At 52.6% G+C, this 18516-nt stretch carries 19 protein-coding genes; 10 read left to right on the top strand and 9 right to left on the bottom strand.

Going from position 1 to position 18516, the window contains the following annotated elements; all coding sequences use genetic code 11:
- Positions 1-102 precede the first annotated feature (102 nt).
- Genes ACFOMG_RS14385 through cbiB form a run of 3 tightly spaced genes read right to left on the bottom strand, consistent with a single transcriptional unit; the run spans position 103 to position 3129 of the window.
- Positions 103-996 (bottom strand): cobalamin-binding protein, encoded by an 894-nt coding sequence (locus ACFOMG_RS14385; RefSeq protein WP_376867614.1) that lies wholly within the window; start codon positions 994-996, stop codon positions 103-105.
- A 31-nt stretch (positions 997-1027) separates the two neighbouring features.
- The gene (locus ACFOMG_RS14380; protein WP_376867612.1) at positions 1028-2092 is read right to left on the bottom strand and encodes an aminotransferase class I/II-fold pyridoxal phosphate-dependent enzyme; all 1065 of its coding nucleotides are present in this window, start codon (positions 2090-2092) and stop codon (positions 1028-1030) included.
- The gene (gene cbiB / locus ACFOMG_RS14375; protein WP_376867611.1) at positions 2092-3129 is read right to left on the bottom strand and encodes an adenosylcobinamide-phosphate synthase CbiB; all 1038 of its coding nucleotides are present in this window, start codon (positions 3127-3129) and stop codon (positions 2092-2094) included. The genes ACFOMG_RS14380 and cbiB overlap by 1 nt, the downstream gene beginning before the upstream one ends.
- Before the next feature lie 57 nt (positions 3130-3186).
- On the opposite strand from cbiB, the gene ACFOMG_RS14370 reads away from it, so the two are divergent.
- Together ACFOMG_RS14370 and ACFOMG_RS14365 are read left to right on the top strand one after the other, a co-directional pair.
- Complete coding sequence (locus tag ACFOMG_RS14370; protein ID WP_376867610.1) at positions 3187-4704, top strand: cobyric acid synthase; 1518 nt, start codon at positions 3187-3189, stop codon at positions 4702-4704.
- A 188-nt stretch (positions 4705-4892) separates the two neighbouring features.
- Positions 4893-5291 (top strand): globin, encoded by a 399-nt coding sequence (locus ACFOMG_RS14365; RefSeq protein WP_376867609.1) that lies wholly within the window; start codon positions 4893-4895, stop codon positions 5289-5291.
- A 51-nt stretch (positions 5292-5342) separates the two neighbouring features.
- On the opposite strand, the gene cobS is transcribed toward ACFOMG_RS14365, so the two are convergent.
- Genes cobS through cobU form a run of 4 tightly spaced genes read right to left on the bottom strand, consistent with a single transcriptional unit; the run spans position 5343 to position 8452 of the window.
- Positions 5343-6116: an adenosylcobinamide-GDP ribazoletransferase gene (gene cobS, locus ACFOMG_RS14360; protein WP_376867608.1), complete on the bottom strand. Its 774-nt coding sequence runs from the start codon at positions 6114-6116 to the stop codon at positions 5343-5345.
- On the bottom strand, positions 6113-6775 hold the full coding sequence (locus ACFOMG_RS14355) for a histidine phosphatase family protein (RefSeq protein ID WP_376867607.1): 663 nt from the start codon (positions 6773-6775) through the stop codon (positions 6113-6115). The genes cobS and ACFOMG_RS14355 overlap by 4 nt, the downstream gene beginning before the upstream one ends.
- A complete protein-coding gene (gene cobT, locus ACFOMG_RS14350; protein WP_376867605.1) occupies positions 6775-7833 on the bottom strand; it encodes a nicotinate-nucleotide--dimethylbenzimidazole phosphoribosyltransferase in 1059 nt (352 codons plus the stop codon). Before cobT ends, ACFOMG_RS14355 begins: the two co-directional genes overlap by 1 nt.
- Positions 7834-7882: 49 nt before the next feature.
- A complete protein-coding gene (cobU, locus tag ACFOMG_RS14345) occupies positions 7883-8452 on the bottom strand; it encodes a bifunctional adenosylcobinamide kinase/adenosylcobinamide-phosphate guanylyltransferase (RefSeq protein WP_376867603.1) in 570 nt (189 codons plus the stop codon).
- 56 nt (positions 8453-8508) lie between these two features.
- Between cobU and ACFOMG_RS14340 the strand changes: the two genes are divergently transcribed.
- Positions 8509-8895, top strand: coding sequence for a PilZ domain-containing protein (locus ACFOMG_RS14340; protein ID WP_376867601.1), 387 nt, complete (start codon positions 8509-8511; stop codon positions 8893-8895).
- A gap of 64 nt (positions 8896-8959) precedes the next feature.
- On the top strand, positions 8960-9898 hold the full coding sequence (locus ACFOMG_RS14335; protein ID WP_376867599.1) for an ROK family protein: 939 nt from the start codon (positions 8960-8962) through the stop codon (positions 9896-9898).
- A 27-nt stretch (positions 9899-9925) separates the two neighbouring features.
- Here the strand turns inward: ACFOMG_RS14335 and ampE are convergent, their stop codons facing one another.
- Positions 9926-10801 (bottom strand): regulatory signaling modulator protein AmpE, encoded by an 876-nt coding sequence (gene ampE, locus ACFOMG_RS14330; RefSeq protein WP_376867597.1) that lies wholly within the window; start codon positions 10799-10801, stop codon positions 9926-9928.
- Positions 10798-11373, bottom strand: a complete 576-nt coding sequence (gene ampD, locus ACFOMG_RS14325) for a 1,6-anhydro-N-acetylmuramyl-L-alanine amidase AmpD (RefSeq protein ID WP_376867594.1) — start codon at positions 11371-11373, stop codon at positions 10798-10800. The genes ampE and ampD overlap by 4 nt, the downstream gene beginning before the upstream one ends.
- Before the next feature lie 185 nt (positions 11374-11558).
- Here ampD and ACFOMG_RS14320 point away from each other — a divergent pair, with 185 nt between their 5' ends.
- The 6 genes from ACFOMG_RS14320 to ACFOMG_RS14295 all read left to right on the top strand — a co-directional run bounded on the left by ACFOMG_RS14320 (position 11559) and on the right by ACFOMG_RS14295 (position 18515).
- Positions 11559-12926: an alanine/glycine:cation symporter family protein gene (locus tag ACFOMG_RS14320; RefSeq protein ID WP_376867592.1), complete on the top strand. Its 1368-nt coding sequence runs from the start codon at positions 11559-11561 to the stop codon at positions 12924-12926.
- Between the two features lie 361 nt (positions 12927-13287).
- Positions 13288-14136: a carboxylating nicotinate-nucleotide diphosphorylase gene (gene nadC / locus ACFOMG_RS14315; protein ID WP_376867591.1), complete on the top strand. Its 849-nt coding sequence runs from the start codon at positions 13288-13290 to the stop codon at positions 14134-14136.
- Between the two features lie 44 nt (positions 14137-14180).
- Positions 14181-14828, top strand: coding sequence for a hypothetical protein (locus tag ACFOMG_RS14310; protein ID WP_376867590.1), 648 nt, complete (start codon positions 14181-14183; stop codon positions 14826-14828).
- Positions 14829-15057: 229 nt separating this feature from the next.
- Positions 15058-15546 carry a pilin gene (locus tag ACFOMG_RS14305; RefSeq protein WP_376867588.1) on the top strand — a complete coding sequence of 163 codons (489 nt, stop codon included), beginning with the start codon at positions 15058-15060 and terminating at the stop codon, positions 15544-15546.
- Positions 15547-15608: 62 nt separating this feature from the next.
- The gene (locus tag ACFOMG_RS14300; protein ID WP_376867587.1) at positions 15609-17234 is read left to right on the top strand and encodes a hypothetical protein; all 1626 of its coding nucleotides are present in this window, start codon (positions 15609-15611) and stop codon (positions 17232-17234) included.
- A 3-nt stretch (positions 17235-17237) separates the two neighbouring features.
- Positions 17238-18515 carry a hypothetical protein gene (locus tag ACFOMG_RS14295; RefSeq protein WP_376867585.1) on the top strand — a complete coding sequence of 426 codons (1278 nt, stop codon included), beginning with the start codon at positions 17238-17240 and terminating at the stop codon, positions 18513-18515.
- The last annotated feature ends 1 nt before the right edge of the window (position 18516 follow it).

Below are 18516 nucleotides of genomic sequence, written 5' to 3'. Positions count from 1 at the left end.
GCGTAACGCCGGTTAGCCGGGGGAAACCCATTCGCGTGTTTCACCACCGGCCTGTGTTATACAAGATAGTTCAGTTTGGCAGATTCGCGACCTGCGGCTGGCCTATTCAGCAGCCGGTTGACGACGTTGACGGGTGCCATCCATCTGTTCACACAGCTGGCGGCTACCGACCAGAAAGCGCGACGTAGGACGGTTAAAGAAATCCGGATGGATATGGTACAAACTGCCCGACCGGACGGCTTTCAGGTGGGAATATTCGCGCCAGTCATCCAGCCACTCCGGTCGCGACTCCCCCATGCCACTGGCCACAATGACATCCGGATCAGCCATCAGCACAGCCTCTTTACTGACCTGAGGCGCACGAATTGCCAGTTCAGCAAAAATATTATGGCCACCACACAACTCGATCGCCTGCGAAATAAAGGTGTCTTTATTCTGGGTTAATAACGGCTCATACCAGACCTGATAAAACACCGACAAGGTTGGCTGAGCGGAATAACGTTGTTTCAGATCCGTGACTTCGGTCATAAATTGTCGCGCAGCCTGTTCCCCCTGATCACGACGGCCAGTCATCTGGCCCAAACGACGCAGATTATTGGCAATATCCTCATAACTCACCGGATCAGAGGCAAATAACCGGAACCCCAGTTGCTTCAGACGCGCCAGTTCACGTTGGGAATTGCCGTCTGGCCAGGCCAGTAAAATATCCGGATTCAGCGCCGCAATGGCTTCAATATTGAGGCCGCTGTAGCCACCGACACGCGGGATTTTTTTTGCCGCCGGCGGGAAGTCGGAATATTGTACTGCCCCCACAATCAGTTCCCCCGCCCCCACTTCAAACATCAGTTCGGTACCGTGTGGCATCAGACTGACGACCCGCTGTACCGGTTGGGCAAAGTGATGTTCAACACCGGCATCATCGGTCAGGGTAAACTCCGCCTGAGTGGAAGCACTCAGGAATACACTCAGCAGTAATAATCGCTTTACATTCAACATACGCTCGCTCAATCAAAAAAAGTGAATACGGTCAGTTCTTATACAATGAATTTAATCCGCCCAGTAGCCGCGTAACGTCTTGTTGCTGCGGCATACCAATCCGTAACCGCTGCTGCCGCACAAAGCAGCGGGTCCAGATTTTCTGCTGTGCCAGCTGTTGCTGCCAGACGGCAACCTCAGGGTGTTCAAAGGTCATAAATAAGCGCGTAGATCCGACCAGCGGTAATCCGGCACAGGCTTCCAGCAGCTGCTGAGAAATACCTTCCAGCCGCTGGTGTTGCTGGTGTTGCCAGTGCCGGTCCTGCAACGCCCGGGTCGCCAGCCATAACGACAAACCACTGACCGGCCAGGGGCCAAGTCTTGCTGCCAGCGCTCCTGCCAGACGCTCGTCCAGTAACGCCGCTCCCAGGCGCAACCCGGCCAGACCAAAAAACTTGCCAATTGACGTTAACATCAGGGTATTGGCGGTCACAGTCAGTGGCGCTTCCGTGCCTGCTTCAGCCAGCGCATCGATAAACGCAGCATCGATAATCAGCCAGCTGTGCTGAGCCGCTAAGCGCCGTTGCCAGGCGCTCATTTCCGCCGTGCTCCAGCACAGACCCGACGGGTTATCCGGGTTTACCAGCAGCAGAATATCCGGCAGTGGCTGATTGCTCGTCAGTGCTTCACGCAGTTGCGCCGCGGTTTTATGCTGCAGCCTCGCGCCGGCCTGCTGCCAGCGATATTCATGTTCGCCATAACTGCCCGCCAGACACCAGATGTGCAGCTCTGTCAGCGGTTTGGCAAACACATCGCTGGCGAAAAAAAACGGTAATTGCTGAATGATGGCCTGGCTACCTGCCGCCAGTACCGTATTCCCCGCTGTTAATGACCTCAGCCGGGCACCGTAATACTGTGCTACGGCGTCGCGGCAGGCCCTATGCAACGGCTCTGCCGGCAGATCCTGCCAACAACTGGCCGGCGCCTGAGACAAGTATTTTTCCGCAGGCCAGCTGTAAGGGGCAATACCGGTGGACAGGTCAAGCCACTGCTCAGCCCTGCCGCCGTAATGCTGAACAGCCCGTGCCAGATCTCCACCGTGGCGTGGTAACGACATCAGACGATCCCCATCAGACAAGCCGGTAAGGCAAACACCAGGGCGCTGCCCAGCCAGAACGCCATAAACAGCCACAGCGCACGTTGCACCAGGGTTAATGCCGTTGCAATATCCGCCACATCCGCCTCCGGACCACAGCCCATCGGTGGTTTATCCTGCCACTGGCCATGATAATAACCACCGGCCGATAACCGCCGCTGCAACGCCCCCGCTCCGGCGGTCATTACCACACCACCATTCGGGCTGGCACAATGCTGCGCCTGAGTTCGCCAGCACCACCAGGCGGCATTACGCTGTCGCCCTTGTGGATCGCTGATGCGGCGGCTTAACAACACAAAACACAGCGCCGTCAGACGCGCCGGAATAACATTCATCAGGTCATCAAGCCGGGCGGCCGCCCAGCCAAAGTGACGGTATTGTGGATTCTTATAGCCCCACATAGCATCCAGGGTATTTAACCAGCGATGTAATAACGCCAGTGGCGCACCGCCCAGCGCAAACCAGAACAAAGACGCAAAGATCGCATCGGAGCTGTTTTCCAGCGTGGTTTCGATACTGGCCTGAGCAACTTCCGCTTCAGCGAGCTGTGCCGTCTCACGGCTGACGATCCAGCTGAGGTTTTGCCGCGCTGCGGCCAGCTCCTGCTGCTGCAGTGCCGTCGCAACCGCCTGCACATGTTGTTGCAGGCTACGTCCGCCGAGACACAGATACAGCAGCACGGCTTCCAGCAAGGCTGCCAGCCAGGGAGCAAACACCCAAACCAGCTTCAGAACACTGAACAGCAGATAAAACAGTGGCGCGACCACCACCAGCAAGGCCAACACACCTAACAGGCGCTGAGCAGCGGCAGAACCAGCCAGGCCGCTCAGGACACTGCCCGCAGCCTGAGGATTCAGGCGTTGTTGCCACCAGCCGGCCCAGTGGCCAAAACCGACCAGCGGATGAAAGCGCCTGGGCTCAGCCAGCCGGTAATCCAGCAACAACGCCACTGACGCCAGCAACGCCGATAAGATAAATGAACATAAGCTGAGCGACATGCCGTAAAATACCTGACACCAGAACCAAAGCGCGCAGTTTACCAGAAGGCCTGAGTCATGACGTTACCCTCCGAATTCCCCGCCCAGTTAATGATTCAGGGAACCACTTCGGATGCCGGAAAAAGTACCCTGGTGTGTGCTCTGGGGCGGATTTTTGCCCGTCATGGCATCCACGTGGCGCCGTTTAAACCGCAGAATATGGCGCTCAACAGCGCCGTCACCGCCGATGGCGGTGAAATTGGCCGGGCTCAGGCGCTGCAGGCACTGGCCTGTGGTGTGGAAGCCAGCACCGATATGAACCCGGTGTTACTGAAACCTACCACCGATATGGGCAGCCAAGTCATTATTCAGGGCCGGGCCATTGGCCATCAGAGCGCGCTGAATTATCACGACTATAAACAAACGGCGATGCAGGCGGTTTTACAGTCTTACCGCAGACTGCAAACAGAATACGATTGCGTGTTAACCGAAGGCGCCGGCAGCCCGGCAGAAATTAATCTGCGCGCCAACGACATTGCCAATATGGGATTTGCCGAAGCGGTCGATTGCCCGGTTATTCTGATTGCCGATATTGATCGTGGTGGTGTCTTTGCCCACCTGGTTGGCACTCTGGATTGCCTCAGTGAATCAGAACGCAATCGTATTGTTGGTTTTGTTATTAATCGTTTTCGTGGTGACCTGAGCTTATTACAGGACGGCCTCGACTGGCTGGAACAAAAAACCGGCAAACCGGTATTAGCCGTTTTACCCTATTTACACGGCCTGTATCTCGACGGCGAAGACGCTCTGACATTAACCCAGCAACTGGGGGAACAACACGCCGATCAGCAGCCGCTGAAAGTGGTGGTTCCGGTTTATCCACGCATCAGTAACCACACCGACCTGGATGCGTTACGGGTACATCCGGGGGTTGAGCTGACATTAGTTGGCCCGGGACAACAACCGCCAGCTGCCGATCTGGTGATTTTACCGGGTTCCAAAAATACCCGTGCCGATCTGCAATGGTTATTGGCACAGGACTGCCAATGGCAGGATTACCTCAATAAACATCTGCGTTATGGTGGCAAGCTGATTGGCATTTGTGGCGGCCTGCAAATGTTAGGAAAAACCATTGCTGACCCGGATGGAATTGAAGGCCAGCCCGGTGACAGCGACGGCCTGGGTTATTTACCCATTCGCAGTGAATTAAAAGCGACAAAAACGCTGAAAAAAAACAGCGGGATTTTGCAGTTCCCTGGTCAACCTGCTGTTGCGGTACAAGGGTACGAAATTCATGCAGGAATTTCAGAATTGCCAGCAGACAAAGGTCAGACCATTCAACACATTATTAAAAGTCCACAAAATAATTGTGGCTTTTTAACGCAAGACCAACAGGTTTTTGCCAGCTACTGGCACGGTTTATTTGATACCGCCGAAGCGTTACAGCAGATTTTATTCTGGGCCGGTTTAAAACACTGCGAAGCACCGGATTTTACCGCAATCCGCGAACAACAGCTCAATCGTCTGGCCGACAGTACCGAACAACATTTTGATTTCCGCAAATTACAGTCTGCATTAGACAAATTCAACAAATAATAATCTTATAAATAATATTCAGGAAATTCTTTATTGCGCAGCCGCCTTACTATTATGAAATTCCACAGCAACAAACTGCGACACAGATAGCACTACGACAAATTGCCACAAACACTTGCTTTGCATTTTCTCAATAACAGCAGTAAAGTGCGCGCCCCGCCGATAAGTGTTAAACAAGGTAAAATCACATGGGTGACGCAGATTTAGTGTTTCAGAGCTATGGACGTGCCTGCAACAACCCTTCTTTTTTTGAAGAGTTTTATTCCAAATTTATGGGTAAATCGCCTGATATCCGGGCGCGTTTTGTCAATACCAATATGGAAGCGCAGCGCGGTTTATTACGCAGTGGTGTGTTGTGGTTAATTATGCACGCCCGCGGCATGTCGGATACTAAAATCCGCGCCCTGGGTGAAAGCCACAGCAAAAAACAAATGAACATCAATCCGATGTTTTACAGCTTCTGGCTGGATGCGCTGATGGAAACGCTGGAAATTTATGATCCGGATTTTTCTGCCGAGCTGGAAAAAACCTGGCGCTCAGTATTACGCCCCAGCATTGAAACCATTCAGAATATGTACGATCAGTAACCGCGCTGGCGGCTCCTTCCTGTGAAGGAGCCTGCCGGAAAAACAGCCGCACTAAAAAACATAAACGCACAGCAACAGTACTTCCTGCACCGCAATCGCAGCCCCCAGCGTATCACCGGTACACCCTCCGAGACGCTGCATCATCAGACGCCGCATCCAGACGTTCAGCGCCAGGTAACTTAACAATACCAGCGGCGCTTTTTGCTGCAGGATCAGCCCCGCAGCCAGCGCTAAAATGATTCCGATCACAGTAATACGCGGGTAACGCGCACCCTGCACCAACGCTGTCGCCAGACCTTTAGCGCGCACATACGGGGTGCTGGCGAGAATCCCCAGAACGCTGGCACGCGCCAGCGCCGGAATCAGTAATAACGACAGCAACGGCCAGATATCGCCATCGCCCAGGGTTTGCTCAAACAACAACTGCAAGGCACTGAACTGCAATAACAGCAACAGCACCACGGCCACCACACCCATCGGCCCGGCCTGCGGATCTTTCATAATGGCCAGCGTTTTCTCCCGATCGCCGAGGCCACCCACCCAGGCGTCAGCACTGTCAGCCAGGCCATCCAGATGTAACGCACCGGTTAACAACGTCCATAAGGTGACGCTCATCGCAGCCAGTAGGGTGGCAGACGGCTGCGGCTGATACCACAAGCAACAAGCCACAAACAGCAGTAATAACGTTCCCAGCAAGGCACCAACAAGCGGGTAAAACAGCAGTGACTTCTGTGCCACATCGTCGTCAATCCGCTGCAGCGTCGGTGCCGGTAATCGGCTCAGAAACACCACGGCATACCAGAATGCCCAATAATAACTGCTCATCCGCTGCCACCCGCCAGAATCTGCTCAACCCTGGCGTCTGCCAGTGGCTCACCATCCATCGCCAGTAACGAAATCCAGTGCTGTAACCTGCCCTGCTCTTCGCTGTGATCCACCCGGAAGCGCATCAGCCCGGCATAAGGAATCGCCAGCCGGTTCATGGCTTGTGGTGCCAGCTGTAACAGATGTTGCGCCAGCACCCGCATCACCCCGCCGTGGTTAACCAGCAACACATGTTGCCCCTGATACTCCTGTAACAGCTGCTGCCAGGCGGCAATAATACGCTGCTGAAACTGTGGTACCGGCTCTCCACCCGGGGCACAAAACTCAAGTGGCTGCTGCCAGAGTTTCTGTGCCTGTTGCGGATGTTGCTCAAATACCTCATCCACCGCTTTGTTTTCCCAGTCGCCGTAATCAATTTCCTGCCAGCGCCCGTCCAGCTGACAGGGAACCCCCTGACGATCCGCCAGCCACTGAGCACTGCTGGCACAACGTTGTAACGGCGAGCTGATAATCTGCTGCCAGGGTTGTTGATGCAAAACCACCCGCGCCCGGAACTGACGCTGCCCTGACTCAGTCAGTGCCAGGTCAGTACGACCGCGGAACACGTTGCCACCGTGCGGCTCACCGTGGCGGATCAGATCGATATAGGTCGGCTGCATCAGTCTTCAGCACCGGAAACCCCGGCCTGGGCAAAGGTTGCCATATTGTTATGCAGCGCCAGCGCCTGGCGAATCAGACTCAGAGCGACACCGGCACCTGAGCCTTCTCCCAGACGCATATCGAGATTAATCAGTGGTTGTGCCTGCAGTGCAGCGAGCAACAACAGATGGCCCGGCTCAGCCGAACCATGACTGAATAACAGCCAGTCCCGTACCGACGGATTCAGGTGAACCGCCAGTAACGCCGCACTGGTGGTGATAAAGCCATCCACCAGCACCGGAATCCCCAATTGCGCCGCACGAATATAGGCACCAGCAATGGCACCAATTTCAAAACCACCGACTTCAATCAGGGCATCCAGCGGCTGGTTATAAGAGCCCTGAGCACGCGTTACGCTGGCACTTAACACCTGAGTTTTATGGTCCAGTGCCTCTCCCTGCACCCCGGTTCCCGGTCCGGTCAGTCCGGCAACGTCGAGGTCCAGCAACAAGGCCGCCATCGCACTGGCGGCAGACGTATTACCAATACCCATTTCACCCGCCATAAACAGATCACAGCCAGCCTGGTGCAACAGATCAAGCTGCCCGGCACCAATGGTCAGTGCGGCCTGGGCCTGCGCTGCGGTCATGGCAGGCTGTTGCGAAAAGTCGGCGGTTCCGGCTGCGACAGGCTGATGTACCACACCCTGCAAAGCATCACAGGGTTGTGCGGTACCACAGTTCACCACCGACAGCTGAAAATCATTCTGGCCAGCCAGCACCGAAATGGCCGCACCTCCGGCAACAAAGTTCTTCAGCATCTCCACCGTGACCGCTTGCGGAAAGGCAGATACGCCCTGTGCAACGACACCGTGGTCTGCGGCAAACACAATGCAATGCGGGTGATGCAGCTCGGGGCGTGACTGACCACTCATCGCTGCCAGCTCCGTCGCCAGCACTTCCAGACGCCCGAGTGCACCCGGTGGTTTGGTCAGCTGGTTCTGGTGCTGCCATGCCAGGTTACGGGCTTCATCATTCAGTTCTGCTGCGGCCTGTTGCCACCAAGGGTTTACGCTCATAGGTTCTGCTTATCTCAGAAGGTTGTTTGTTAAAATCTGTGGGCCGGGTTTATGATCTCTGACCTAACGACGCAGGCTGATATAACGCCTGGCCATCACGTTTTAATGCCAGCGGTAACCCGGCGCAGACCTGGGTCACCTGACCCGCCAGAGCGGCAATGTCCTGATGCAACCAGCCACTCTCATCGACAAATTGGCGACTGAGCTGGCCCATTGGCACCACCCCCTGACCCACCTCATTACTGACCAGTAGCAGCGGCTGCTGTATCTGTTCCAGCTGCTGTAATAAAGCGTTTTTTTGCTGCGGCCAGACCGCGCCATCATCCTGCAGCAGGCAATTGGTCAACCATAAGGTTAAACAATCAACCAGGATCGCCGCCTGAGGCTGTTGTTGCTGAATATCAGCCAGACATTCTGCCAGCTGCAGCGGTTCTTCACGGGTCGACCAAGACGCCGGGCGCCGGGCCTGATGATGAATAATACGCTGTTTCATTTCACCATCACCGGCGTGGGCGGTGGCCAGGTAAACCACCGGCTGCGATAACGCCAGCAACTGCTGTTCGGCGTAACGGCTTTTGCCCGAACGGGCACCACCAAGCACCAGTTCAATATTGTTCATCTGATCTATACTTAAAAATCTTCATTGGCGGATTTAACCATAAAGGGGAGGCATTTATGAGCACTGATATGCCAGATCCAGACCAGACACGCGCCAATTCAGCGTCAGAGCAACGCATGCAGCCACGCTGGACACTAAAAAGCACGGTCAGCATTTTTTTGCACGACAACAAAGATTATCTGGGATTGCTGGTCGACTGCTCGGAAGACGGCATCATGATTTCCAGCTACGAAGCATTGCAACCCGGCACCCGGCTGGCGCTCGACCTGGTGGATATTCCTCCCAACATTGATGACCGCCGCACCGGACACTGCATCGCCGAAGTCGTGTGGAGCGATAAGCTGACTCCCAGCCTGTATGGCAATGGCTGCAGCATCAGCGGCGCATCCGATACATTAAAAACCATGATCCGCGGCTACCGCCAACAAGGTCATCAGCACTGACATGAAGGTTGCCAGCCGCACGGGTTAGATTACACTGCGCCTTTTGTCTGACAACAGAGGCGTTATGACGGCGGCAACTCCACTGCAATTTGGCATCGACCTGGGTGGCACCAAAACCGAAATCATCGTGATGTCGGCCAGCGGTGACACCTTATTGCGCCAGCGTAACGCTACCCCTGCGCATCACTACGACGCGATTGTCGCTAATATTGTGTCGCTGGTGCAGCAGGCACAACAACAACTCCCCGGTGATTACACTCTGGGGCTGGGCATCCCCGGCGCCATCAGCCCGACCACCGGGCTGGTCAAAAACGCCAACACCACCTGCCTGATTGGCCGCGATCTGCAGCGTGATCTGGAACAAGCGCTGGCACAGCCACTGGTTATTGCAAACGATGCGGATTGTTTTGCCTTATCAGAAGCCACCGACGGTGCTGCAGCCGGTAAAGCATCGGTATTCGCCGTCATCATAGGTACCGGCTGTGGCGGTGGCTGGGTGATAAATGGTCAGCTGATCAACGGCCCCAATGCCATCGCCGGTGAGTGGGGTCATAACCCATTATTGTGGCGTGACGACCAGGACGCACAAACCGACTGTTATTGTGGCCAGCGCGGCTGTCTGGAAACCTTATTATCCGGCCCGGGTATGCGCCAGCAGGCGTATCTGGAAACGGCCATTGATCAGAGCAGCGAACAATGGTTTACACAATATCAGCAACAAAACCCGATCGCTCAACAGGTGTTTCAGCGTTATCACCGCCGTCTGGCAAAAGCGCTGGCCGGCATCATCAACATCCTTGATCCACACGCCATTGTACTGGGCGGCGGTGTCTCCAATCTGGATTCAATTTACCAGCAGGTACCGCAGTTATGGCAGGAGTTTGTTTTTTCTGACAGCGTTTCCACGCCGTTATTGAAAGCAAAACATGGTGATTCCAGCGGCGTCAGGGGGGCCGCCTGGCTGGGTGCCGGCGCTGCTCACGGCTACAACACCCTCAGCTAGCAGCAGACCCTGTCCGCGTTCAGGGCTTCAGAGCAAAAAACCACCAATCGTGGCAACGGCAATTGCGACCATCCAGATCGACATACTGCGCATATGCAGCGCCTGCCACTCCTGCAACTCCCGGGCGGCCATTTCGGCGTCTTCATCAACCCGGTGCCATTGTTTCTCTTCACCGTTATGGGCCAGCGCACTATTGGCCACCTCATACAAAACCTCAGCACTGCTGGCCTGGGTTTGCCATAAAAAACGCTGCCATACCGGTAAAGCACGCATAAAGTTACCGGCCAGACCAAACGTCAGTCCCAGCAAGCGGGCCGGAATCCACTCCAGCCAGTGCAGGTAGCGCCAGGCGCGGGCATCACACTCACTGGCACGGGCGTATTGCACGCTGAACCAGGCCAGTAATACCCCCGGCACATCGGCCACCATGTACCAGAACACCATCAGGAAAAAGTATTCAAACCAGCGGTGCAATAACACCCGGATCACCTGCAGATTCAGCGTCGCGGTGTCCTCTGCCAGCGCGACTTCCGGCACCGCCAGATATTTTTCCGCACAATGATAAGCCCCCTGGGTATCACCCTGCTCCAGATCCTGCAGATAAGCATGCAAATGGCGTTCAAAACTGATGTGCGACAACACATACAGCAATAACGCCACCTCCAGCACCAGTGCTACCAGCCCCCAGGCCAGAGGCAGAATCAGATAAAAGGCCGCTGAAATCAGCACCACAGGTAACAGTACCGCCACGCTGTACTTCAAATGACGTGGTAAGCGGACAAAAAAGCCACGTTGTAACCAGAACCCCAGCCAGGCAGCAAAACTGCGGCTGCGGGTACTGCGTTGCGGTAACGGCACATTGTTCTGAATCAGCAGAGCAATAAAAACGATCAGGAATTTCATGCAGACTCCTCAGTACAATCCGGCTGCTGTATCAGTAGTTGGTAACGAGGCCAGTCAAATGCCGGCCCCGGGTCGGTTTTGCGCCCTGGCGCAATGTCTTCATGGCCACAAATCCGGTGCGGATCCAGTTGCGGATAACCCTTTATCAGCAGTCGGGTAATGTGGCTCAACTGCCGATACTGGGCATCGCTGTAGGCCTGCTGATCACACCCTTCCAGCTCAATGCCGATGGAAAAGTCATTGCAGTTATCACGTCCGTCAAAACAGGAAAGTCCGGCATGCCAGGCGCGGTCGTTAAAGTTAACAAATTGCACGATATGGCCACTGCGCTCAATTAATAAATGACTCGACACCCGTAAGTCACTGATTTCGGCAAAATACGGATGCTCGGCCGCCGGCAGCTGATTCTGAAAAAAACGCTGAATATAGCCACCACCATATTGCCCCGGAGGCAAACTGATGTTGTGAATCACCAGTAACGACACCTCACCAGCGGCGCCGCCTGGCCGCTGACCGAAATTGGGTGATGGTAACCACTGGGCACCATTCAGCTTTCCGTTGATTATCTGCATAACGTTCTGTTGTCCTGAATGGCGTTACTCTACTGCCCCTCGTCGCGTTATACCAGCCAGCTGAAAACTGTCTGACTGGTCAATTAATGCGGACTGGGTAATTGGCATCCCGCGGTTGTCTGGATATAGTGTGCCGTTGATTATCCGTAAATCCGCAACAAGAATACGACGCTAAGGAATTGAGGATGGAAATGCTGAACGACCTGATCAGTCAGGTTAACGCCTTTGTTTGGGGCCCGCCAATGCTGGGCATGCTGGGAGTAACCGGCGTTTTATTAACCACCGGCATGGTCTTTATGCCCTGGCGCAAAGTCGGTTATGCCTTTCGCCAGCTGTTCTCCGATCAGCACCACAGCGAACAAGGTGACGTAAAACCGTTTAACGCCTTAATGACAGCAATGTCAGCGACTGTCGGCACCGGTAATATTGCCGGGGTGGCCACCGCCATTGCACTGGGTGGCCCGGGTGCGGTGTTTTATATGTGGGTGATTGCCTTATTCGGCATGGCCACCAAATACGCCGAAGCCGTGTGTGCCGTCACCTACCGTGAAGTCGACAGTGAAGGCCGTTATGTCGGCGGCCCGATGTATTACCTGCGTAACGGTGTCGGCGAGTTTGCTCCGGAGATGGGTAAATCCCTCGGGGTATTATTTGCCATTTTTGGTGCCGTTGCCGCCTTTGGTATTGGTAACGCCGTACAGGTGAACTCCATGGCAGCCCTTCTGGATGACAGTTTCAGCATTCCGACCTGGGCAACCGGCGTCACAGTTGCCGTATTAGTCGGCTTTGTGGTGTTTGGTGGCATCAAACGTATCGGTGAAGTCGCCGGCAAACTGGTACCGGCCATGATTGTGCTGTACGTCGGTGCATCGCTGCTGATTCTGGCCATGAACTTTGGCGAAATTCCTCATGCTTTTGCCATTATCTTCCAATACGCCTTTGAACCCATTGCAGCTGCCGGTGGTTTTGCCGGTGCAGCGGTGGCAGCGGCGATTCGTTATGGTGTCGCTCGCGGAGTGTTCTCTAACGAAGCCGGTTTAGGTTCTGCGGCCATCGCTCATGCCGCAGCAAAAACCAACAACCCGGTTCAACAAGGCATGATTGCCATGCTGGGCACCTTTATCGATACCCTGATCGTCTGCACCATGACTGCCCTGGTGATTATTACGTCAGGCGCCTGGATGGCGACCGGGGCGGATGGCGCCGGCCTGACCGGTGCGGTGTTAACCTCGGAAGCCTTCAACAGTTCAATTGCCGGTGGCAGCTATATCGTCACCATTGCACTGGCGGTGTTTGCCTTCACCACCATCCTGGGCTGGTCCTATTATGGTGAACGTTGCTGGCAATACCTGTTTAACGAAAAAACCCTGATCGTTTACCGCGTGATTTTTGTCGCTGCCATCGTTTATTTTGCTGGTGCCAAGGTTGAGTTTGTCTGGAACCTGTCGGATACCTTTAATGGTCTGATGGCGGTGCCAAACCTGATTGGCCTGCTGTTACTGGCGCCGATGGTGTTTAAAGTCACCCGCGAATATTTTGCTAAGCAAAACTGACGGCTAACCATCGTCTAACTTGTAAAGCACAGGCGTAACCAGTGGGAGCGGACCCTGTCCGCGATGATAGAAACAACTGCTATTATCGGGGACACCGTCCCCTCCTACCGTTTTCCCTGCATAAAGCCGCTACTTAAGCTGTGGGAGCGGACCCTGTCCGCGATGATAGAAACAACTGCTATTATCGGGGACACCGTCCCCTCCTACCGTTTTCCCTGCATAAAGCCGCTACTTAAGCTGTGGGAGCGGACCCTGTCCGCGATGCTGCAGAGCGAATAAATCAGCGCAGTTGGCCCCTTTCCTCCCTTCACGTTAGAATGCGCGCTATTTCGATTGACCACACCGATACAAGAGTTATCCCATGGATCTGAGCCTGCACCAAAACGATATTCAAACGGCCGTTGCTAATGCCCTGCTGGAGGACATAGGCAGTGGCGACATCACCGCCCAGCTGATTCCGGCAGACAATCAGGCCCATGCCCGTATTATCTCGCGCGAACGCGCCATCGTTGCCGGCTCAGCCTGGGTTAACGAAGTTTTCCGTCAGCTCGATCCAACGGTTGAGGTGATCTGGCGGGTCACTGACGGCCAGTGGGTACGTCCAAACCAGACGCTGTTCGAACTGAAAGGCAGTGCCCGCTCGCTGCTAACCGGCGAACGTTGTGCACTGAATTTTCTGCAGAGTCTGTCAGGCACAGCCACCCTGTGCCGCCAGTATGCCAATATGGTCGCTGGTACTCAGGTGAAGTTACTCGATACCCGTAAAACCATTCCGGGTTTACGCATCGCACAAAAATACGCCGTCAGCGTCGGTGGCTGCTTTAACCACCGCATCGGCCTGTTTGATGCTTTCCTGATCAAAGAAAACCACATCATGGCCTGCGGAGGCATTCCCCAGGCAATCGAACAGGCACAACATATCGCACCGGGCAAACCCATCGAAGTGGAAGTGGAAACCTTTGAACAGCTCGATATGGCGATCGAAGCCGGCGCTAACATCATTATGCTGGATAACTTCAGCCCGGATGCTATGACCAAAGCCGTCACCCACACCCACTCCAAAACCGGCGGCAGCGTCAAGCTGGAAGCTTCCGGTGGCATCACCAACGCCACATTGCGGGCGTATGCCGAAACCGGCGTCGATTACATCTCCATCGGTGCCCTAACCAAAGACTGTAAAGCCGTCGACCTGTCGATGAGGCTGGTGTAATACCACTGCTATAAACGCCACACATAACCAAAGGGGAAACACAGATGATGGCGATCGAACGATTTAACCGCTACCAGGCTTTCGCTGCTCACCTGCTGTTGAGTCTGCTGTTTTTTCTGATTGTGTTATTTCTGATTACCGAGTTCTGGTATCCGGGGTTTCTGTTTCAGTCCGCTGGCGGCTGGGAAGCGGTCGGCCTGATCATAGGTATCGATCTGATTCTGGGGCCGTTATTAACCCTGATTGTATTTAACACTGCCAAAGCCAGCCTGAAAAAAGACCTGCTGATCATTCTGGTCATCCAACTGGCTGCGCTGACCGCTGGCAGCTTTACCATCTGGCATACCCGGCCGGTAGCCGTGATCTACCACTATCCGGAATTTACGACCATTTACGCCAATAACACGATAGTCAGTAAAATATCTCCATTAATACAACAAACAGTTAACAATCCACCGGTGTTGTTCTATGACGATCCAACCGGGGGATTTGACGCCAGTTATCAAAAAGGTAAGTTCTACCCTTACGAACCGGCCTCTAAAGTGATTCAACAAATGATTACCGCCACCGCCACTGAAGATAAGAACACCAAACAACTATTGGTTCCGCTCGATTCAGTGTTGAATCACGGTGCCAAGGTGACTCTGGATCCGAAGACCTTCGAGGTCCTGAGCGTACTATTTACGCGCTAATGTGACCATATTTGTCACCTTTAAAATCAGGGACCTCTCCAGATCTGCTCAGAGTGTGATCTGCAACAAAAAAAAGCCCTGTTTCAGGGCTTGTCAGTAACAGGTTTGATTGGCACACTCTTCGCTACGTCATAACTGAATGACATGATTACTGGCCAGCCAGAGTTCATTTCAGGCTGCTGGAATCAATATCAAAAACAACATCTCAATATGAGAGTGGAGATAGACTATGCAAGCACAAAAAGGCTTTAGCTTAATCGAACTGATGATCGTAATCGCGATTATCGGTATTCTGGCATCTGTTGCTGTTCCTCAGTATCAGGACTATGTTTTACGAACTGACGCAACTAACTCTCTGGCAGCCGCACGCCCATTGCAGCTGGCCGTGGGTGAATATGCAGCGCGTTACTCAGCATTGCCTGCAGATGCGGCTGAATTAACTCGCTACACCGGTATTGATACAACTCCGGCAAACCAGGCAGCAGGTAAAGTTGATTCAATTACAATCGCAAACACCACAGCTACTCTGACTGTACTATTCGGCGGTACAGCGGGCACCACTTCTACCTCCAGCACTGGCGAGACCGTACCTGCTGAACTGGCAGCAACCAATTATGTTCTGGTTCCCAACATCAGCACAACTAATGGTGTTGTAACCTGGTCAGTTGATGCAGGTAGCTCTAGCTTGGAAGATAAGTACTTACCTAAGCTTAACTAAGTTTAATTTTGCATTAATAAAACCCGGCTTTGGCCGGGTTTTTTTTATTTAGAAAGTACTTTATGTCCAGTTATTTAGACCAAAATACTCAATACCTCCGCAAATTTATAAATCTGAGTTATCAGTTTTTCTCACATCGGGCAATTCAGATAATATTATTACTGGCATTCGCCGGGCTGTTTTTTTTGCGTAATGCCTGGGTTGCCGAAGACGCGTATATTAACTTCCGCAGTATCGAACAGTTATTTGCCGGTAACGGCCCGGTCTGGAACGCCCATGAACGGGTTCAGGTATATACCAGCCCATTATGGTATGGATTATTAGCTTTCAGCCGTGTATTCAGCAGCAATCTGTATGTGAACAGCCTGATCCTGTCAGCTCTTTGCTACTTCGCACTGCTGCTCTATATTATTCGCAGCGGCATACGGCCAACCACACTGGCCGCATTAATAATGTTGCAGCTGTCATCCCTGGCTTTTTTTGACTTTACCAGCTCCGGGCTTGAGACTGTGTTGCAACTTATGTTGCTGACCTTCCTGATGGTCAACATATTTGAACAATCCCCACTAACATCCAATAACGCCAAACTACGTCGTCGTTTTTTGTTGTTACTGGGAGTTATGCTTTGTGTCCGACATGATACCTTGCCACTGATTTTACCGATCAGCACAGCGGTGTTTATAGCTGGCATCAGGCTGGATGGCTGGCGCTACACCTTGAAGTCAGCTATCTGGGCAGCTCTGCCACTACTGGCTTTTACGGTCTTTTCTGTTATTTATTATGGTTTCCCTTTTCCAAATACGGCCTACGCCAAATTAAATACCGGCATACCAGGCACAGAATTAACGCAGCAAGGCTTGATTTATTTACAGGAAAACTGGCTACATGACCCAATTACACTGACGATCTCAGTTAGTTTTATAGTATTTGCCTGCTTGCCAAAACAATCATTCACTGTTCGACTACTGGCACTGGGGGTGTTACTTCAGCTGTTATATATCATAAAAGTCGGTGGCGATTTTATGCTTGGCCGCTTCCTTGCCTATGGTTATTGGGTGGCCTGTCTGAGCTTAGTTTTCTGGTTAGAAAACATACATCGTATTTCAACCCGTTTCATGCTCATTTTATTGATGATAGGAGTTGGATATAGCACTTTCTCTCCCAGAGCACCGATAGCCACTCCAACTTCCTATACAAACCATACTATCAAACATGGTATCGCCGATGAGCGCGCCTTTTACAGTCCATCATTATCACTGACTGCTTACTGGGATTTCCTCCAGGGGCGTGCGCCATACTATAATTTCCCTTATAACGATTTCAGTCTTCAAGCCAGAAAATTCAATCAAACTCAGACTGATTTTGCTATTTACAGTAATATTGGTATTTTTGGCTATCTTGCTGATCTTGATGTCAAGCTAGTCGATCCTTTAGCTCTGAGCGATCCATTTCTGGCTCGCCTTCCCGTCACAGGAGAGTGGCGCATAGGGCACTTCCCACGCGAAATTCCTTCTGAATATATACGAGAGCTGAAAGGACTTCCGTATCACTTTGATAACCCAGAACTGGAAAGCCTGCATAGCGACATCAGACTCATCACTCGATCAGAGGATTTATTCAGCAAAGTCCGCTGGCAGGCTATCATAAGGCAGAATATGTCTTTCGTTAAAAATACACATGAGTCATAGTTAATGTCTGCACCTTCCAGATCAGTTTATTATTTGTCATTGACCGCGATTGTTTGGTGTTTATCTTTTTCTCTGATGAAAGGTTGGGGAGAAGTGCACGAGTGGGCTAATGTCAGCTGGTTAATGAATTATGAACTGGGATTTATTAAGCGTGGCTTATGGGGCAGCTTGATTACCTGGCTGACCCCTAACCATGTAAACATCAACCCTCAATATATGGCAGACCTTGGCTTGCCTGTGTTTTTCTTGTTTCTAGGAGTGTTGCTAACCATAGCTTTACGATTACTGTCGCTGAGCCATCACCATTGGATATTGCTTCTGCTCTGCCTGGTTTTTTTTACCTCCCCTTTTTTAACTATGTTGGCCAACATTCGTAATTACCTAGATATTCCTATAAGCCTGTTAGGGATTCTGGGGTTGCTATCCGCACTTAAGCGCCATTATCTACTGGCGATGGTGCTATTATCGCTGGGGGTATTTATTCATGAGCTTATTATTGTGATTTTTTCACCGCTGCTGGTACTGCTGCTAATGTTACAGCATGCGCATTGCACACCGCACCAGGCTGCAGGCACACAAGCACCTGTTCTCCCGGCCGAACCAGCCGTCAGCCCATGGAGACTGCCAGCCGCTTGGTTTGCCATGGTCCTGCCCTTACTCTGCCTGACGCTGATTGTATTCAACCAGCAATCCCTCGATCTGACAGCGTTGAGCACAGATATTGATCAGCGGCTAGAGACTTTGCTTGCGATGGATAGCGATAGAGCGGCTCTATATTCAGAAATGCTGACTCACTCTTTCTTTGATTACCTAAAGGAAGAAGCACCACTATTTGAACGCCGTATTACCGATCCCCAATTTGTGCTCACCGTCGGTTTATTTCCTGCAGTTATAGCCCTCATGGCCTGGAGGCTGTTATACCATTTAACACTTAAACGACGCTTGTGGCTGCTACTTATAACCGTTGGTGCCAGTGTTGCCCCTTTAACTTTGCACCTGATTGCTTTTGATACCAACCGCATCTGGGTAATGCCTATTTTGTCCAGCTTTCTTAGCCTATGGCTGATTCTGGAAATATCACCCAATAAACAACTCAATGAACCAATATTTCCGGGACTGTTACTACTGTGCACCTGGATCATATATTGGTTAATCGAACCGGTGATAATGTTTAACGCAGCACTGACCCTGTATCAATCAGACTCATTGCTAGCGGCATTTATCCCAATTATCTGGGCTTGTTACTATACAGCCCGATCAATTTCCCAACAGGTCCGCTGAT

Source organism: Bacterioplanoides pacificum (assembly GCF_042648445.1).
Classification (GTDB): Bacteria; Pseudomonadota; Gammaproteobacteria; order Pseudomonadales; family Oceanobacteraceae; genus Bacterioplanoides; species Bacterioplanoides pacificum.
The sequence above is the reverse complement of the archived record's forward strand: the minus strand, read 5'-3'. Positions and strand labels throughout refer to the sequence as shown.

What these genes read in the sequence shown, in the direction of transcription:
- ACFOMG_RS14340 (WP_376867601.1), top strand. Translation starts at nt 8,509, where the DNA reads ATGAGCACTGATATGCCAGATCCAGACCAGACACGCGCCAATTCAGCG.
- ACFOMG_RS14365 (WP_376867609.1), top strand. Translation starts at nt 4,893, where the DNA reads ATGGGTGACGCAGATTTAGTGTTTCAGAGCTATGGACGTGCCTGCAAC.
- ACFOMG_RS14380 (WP_376867612.1), bottom strand. Translation starts at nt 2,092, where the DNA reads ATGTCGTTACCACGCCACGGTGGAGATCTGGCACGGGCTGTTCAGCAT.
- ACFOMG_RS14310 (WP_376867590.1), top strand. Translation starts at nt 14,181, where the DNA reads ATGATGGCGATCGAACGATTTAACCGCTACCAGGCTTTCGCTGCTCAC.
- ampD (WP_376867594.1), bottom strand. Translation starts at nt 11,373, where the DNA reads ATGCAGATAATCAACGGAAAGCTGAATGGTGCCCAGTGGTTACCATCA.
- ACFOMG_RS14370 (WP_376867610.1), top strand. Translation starts at nt 3,187, where the DNA reads ATGACGTTACCCTCCGAATTCCCCGCCCAGTTAATGATTCAGGGAACC.
- cobU (WP_376867603.1), bottom strand. Translation starts at nt 8,452, where the DNA reads ATGAACAATATTGAACTGGTGCTTGGTGGTGCCCGTTCGGGCAAAAGC.
- ACFOMG_RS14320 (WP_376867592.1), top strand. Translation starts at nt 11,559, where the DNA reads ATGGAAATGCTGAACGACCTGATCAGTCAGGTTAACGCCTTTGTTTGG.
- cobS (WP_376867608.1), bottom strand. Translation starts at nt 6,116, where the DNA reads ATGAGCAGTTATTATTGGGCATTCTGGTATGCCGTGGTGTTTCTGAGC.
- ACFOMG_RS14300 (WP_376867587.1), top strand. Translation starts at nt 15,609, where the DNA reads ATGTCCAGTTATTTAGACCAAAATACTCAATACCTCCGCAAATTTATA.
- ACFOMG_RS14385 (WP_376867614.1), bottom strand. Translation starts at nt 996, where the DNA reads ATGTTGAATGTAAAGCGATTATTACTGCTGAGTGTATTCCTGAGTGCT.
- ACFOMG_RS14305 (WP_376867588.1), top strand. Translation starts at nt 15,058, where the DNA reads ATGCAAGCACAAAAAGGCTTTAGCTTAATCGAACTGATGATCGTAATC.
- ACFOMG_RS14355 (WP_376867607.1), bottom strand. Translation starts at nt 6,775, where the DNA reads ATGCAGCCGACCTATATCGATCTGATCCGCCACGGTGAGCCGCACGGT.
- ampE (WP_376867597.1), bottom strand. Translation starts at nt 10,801, where the DNA reads ATGAAATTCCTGATCGTTTTTATTGCTCTGCTGATTCAGAACAATGTG.
- cobT (WP_376867605.1), bottom strand. Translation starts at nt 7,833, where the DNA reads ATGAGCGTAAACCCTTGGTGGCAACAGGCCGCAGCAGAACTGAATGAT.
- nadC (WP_376867591.1), top strand. Translation starts at nt 13,288, where the DNA reads ATGGATCTGAGCCTGCACCAAAACGATATTCAAACGGCCGTTGCTAAT.
- cbiB (WP_376867611.1), bottom strand. Translation starts at nt 3,129, where the DNA reads ATGTCGCTCAGCTTATGTTCATTTATCTTATCGGCGTTGCTGGCGTCA.
- ACFOMG_RS14335 (WP_376867599.1), top strand. Translation starts at nt 8,960, where the DNA reads ATGACGGCGGCAACTCCACTGCAATTTGGCATCGACCTGGGTGGCACC.
- ACFOMG_RS14295 (WP_376867585.1), top strand. Translation starts at nt 17,238, where the DNA reads ATGTCTGCACCTTCCAGATCAGTTTATTATTTGTCATTGACCGCGATT.